Origin of the sequence: Rhodoblastus sp., assembly GCF_041915505.1 — a bacterium.
In the GTDB taxonomy this organism is placed as follows: Bacteria; Pseudomonadota; Alphaproteobacteria; order Rhizobiales; family Beijerinckiaceae; genus Rhodoblastus.
Map to the genome: position 1 here is coordinate 1 of NZ_JAYSBG010000121.1, position 2,708 is coordinate 2,708.

General features: G+C 67.4%; 2 protein-coding genes. One reads left to right on the forward strand and one right to left on the reverse strand.

Annotated elements, in window-relative coordinates; translation table 11 throughout:
• Positions 1-172: 172 nt before the first annotated feature.
• On the forward strand, positions 173-835 hold the full coding sequence (locus tag ACE3S9_RS09530) for a uracil-DNA glycosylase (RefSeq protein ID WP_374546219.1): 663 nt from the start codon (positions 173-175) through the stop codon (positions 833-835).
• A gap of 3 nt (positions 836-838) precedes the next feature.
• On the opposite strand, the gene ACE3S9_RS09535 is transcribed toward ACE3S9_RS09530, so the two are convergent.
• On the reverse strand, positions 839-2,708 hold a 1,870-nt coding region (locus tag ACE3S9_RS09535), incomplete at its 5' end, for a lytic transglycosylase domain-containing protein (protein WP_374546220.1).

Genomic DNA, 2,708 nt, shown 5'->3' on the forward strand with positions numbered 1-2,708 from the left:
GATCGGCCGCGATCCTTCCGACCGCACGGAACGCCTGCAACGGTTTCAAGAACGACGCCCCGTCACGCCGACCTCGGCCGCCCCGCACGACGCCTTGACGGAAGACGAATGATCCGGAAATGACGGATCCAGACGGTCGCTCGATGATGCGACATTTTCAGGAGGCGCGCCGATGACCACGGACGCGCCTTTTGCTTTTGCCGAGCCCGGCGCCGATTGCGGTCTCTGCCCGCGTCTCGTCTCCTTTCGCGAAACCAATCGCTCCGCCTTGCCCGGCGGGCATAACGCTCCGGTTCCGGCCTTCGGGCCGCTCGACGCCGCGCTGCTGATCGTCGGTCTCGCGCCGGGGTTGCATGGCGCCAATCGCACCGGCCGCCCCTTCACCGGCGACTGGGCCGGCGACATGCTCTATCCCGCCCTGATCCGCCATGGTTTTGCGGTCGGGACTTATTGCGAAAGCGCCGACGATGGTTTGCGTCTGAACAATTGCCGCATTTCCAACGCCGTGCGCTGCGTGCCGCCGCAGAACAAGCCCACCACGCCGGAAATAGCCGCCTGCCGGGATTTTCTCGTGCGCGAGATCGCCGCCATGCCGCGCCTGCGCGCCGTGCTCTGTCTGGGGCGCGTCGCGCATGACAGCGCGGTCCGGCTGTTCGGCGAAAGAGCCGCGGCGACGCCTTTCTCGCATGGCGCCGTCCATCGCCTCGCGCAGCGCGGGCTGCGGCTTTACGACAGCTATCATTGCTCGCGCTACAACACGAATACGGGCGTGCTGACCGAGCCGATGTTCGACGCCGTCTTCGCGCGCATCGCGGACGATCTTCGCGCGAACTGACGCTCAGTCCCGCGTCGCGATCTTCTGCCTGAGATCCGCGCTGAACAGATTTGGCGCCGGATCGCCCAAGCGGGCGCGGTAGATGTGCAGGTTCTCGACGATACGCTGCACGTAATTGCGCGTCTCGGTGAAGGGGATGCGCTCGATCCAGTCGATCGGATCGACATTGGCGCTGCGCGGATCGCCATAAGCCTTGATCCAGTCGCCGACATTGCCGCCGCCCGCATTATAGGCGGCGAAGGCGAGGACATAGGAGCCGCGATATTCGCCGAGCAATTGCCCCAGATGAAAGGCGCCGAGCTGGGCGTTGAACGCCGCGTCGTTTTTCAGGCGCGACTCGTCATAGGTCACGCCTGCGCTTTTCGCGGCCTTGCGCGCTGTCGGCTCGATCATCTGCATCAGGCCGAAGGCGCCGGCGCCCGATTTCGCCGTGGCGTTGAAGGCGCTCTCCTGCCGCGCGATGGCGAGGACCACCGGCCGTCCGGCCGAATTGGCGAGTTCGGAATAGGTCGGGACGCCATTGAGCGGAAAGGCAAGGCTGTCGATGGCGAGGCCGCGATGCAGCGCCGCCTTGCCCGCTATCAGCGCCGTATTGGCGTCGCTATTGGCCTCGATCAGGCCCGACAGCGCCGCCATCTGTTCGGGCGCGGACAACACTGTAACGCTTTCCAGCGCGAGTTGCCGCGCGGCGTCCTTCTGGCCTAGGACGAATAGCAGCTCGACCGCCTTCACCGTCTCGGCGCGCGCGGCGCCTTCAGCCGGCGCCGGCGCCGGGCGCAGCACCACCGGCTCGTCGCCAAGCCGCGCGCGGGCAAGCTGGCCGTAATAAGTCTCGGTCTCATTGGCCGCGCGCGCGAAAAACGGCTTGGCGTCCTGTCCGCGCGCCTCGGCGGCGCGGCCCTGCCAATAAGCAGCGCGGCTCACCGAATGGGGTTTCTGCGCGATCTGGGCCAGCTTGTCGAAATGGGTCGCGGCCAAAGCCGGATCGTTAAGAAAGCGCAAGGCGATCCAGCCGGCATGGAATTCGGCTTCGATCTGCGACTCGCTGGACGCGGCCGAATGATCGGCGCAGATGCGATAGGCGCGCTGGAAGTCGCCGGCGTCGAGCAATTTGCGCGCGAGCAGACGTCGCTCCACCCACCAGTCGTCGGGGCTGGTCAGTTTCGCCGGATCGCGCGGCGCCGACAGCATGAGTTTCGCCGCCTCGTCGATATGTTCGGCGTGGCGCTCGCTGTGAATGCGCAGATAGAGCAGGCCCGGATCGTCGCGCAGGCCGGCCGGGACGCGGGCGGAGACCTTGGCCCAGCTCGCGTCATTGGCGAGATCGGCCTGGGCGCGGTAGAGCGCCTGTCCGTCCTTGCCCGCCAGCGCGGCGGCGCGCCCGGCGGCGGCCTTCTGCTCGCGCAGCATCAGCCGATCGGCGCGATAAATATGATCGACGGCTGAGAGCGCGCCCGAAAAAGTCTTCAGCAGCCGTTTTTCCTGAACCTGCGTCAGGTCGCCCTCGCGCCAAAGGTCGCGCGCCATCTTGTCCGCCTCCGCGCCGCGCGCGGGATCGGCCCGCAGCAATTCGGCGAAGGCGAGTTTGCCGCTAGCGGTGGTGGGCGCAAATTCGGCGAAAAAGGCGGCGGCGCGCTCGGGCTTGGCGCTTTCCGCCCCGGCCAACTCCTCAGCGCGCTTGCGCAACTGGACGGTCGGCCAGTCGGAATGCGAGCGCATGAAGGCCGCCACCCGCTCCAGGCCGGCTTCGCCCGGATGCAGCCGCACGAAAGTCCATTCCACCGCGGCGCGCACCAGCGGATCCTTGCTCGCGAGCACGGCGTCGCCGGCCGCGCCCTGCCCGGCGGCATAAGCGGTTAGCGCGTCGTCGACG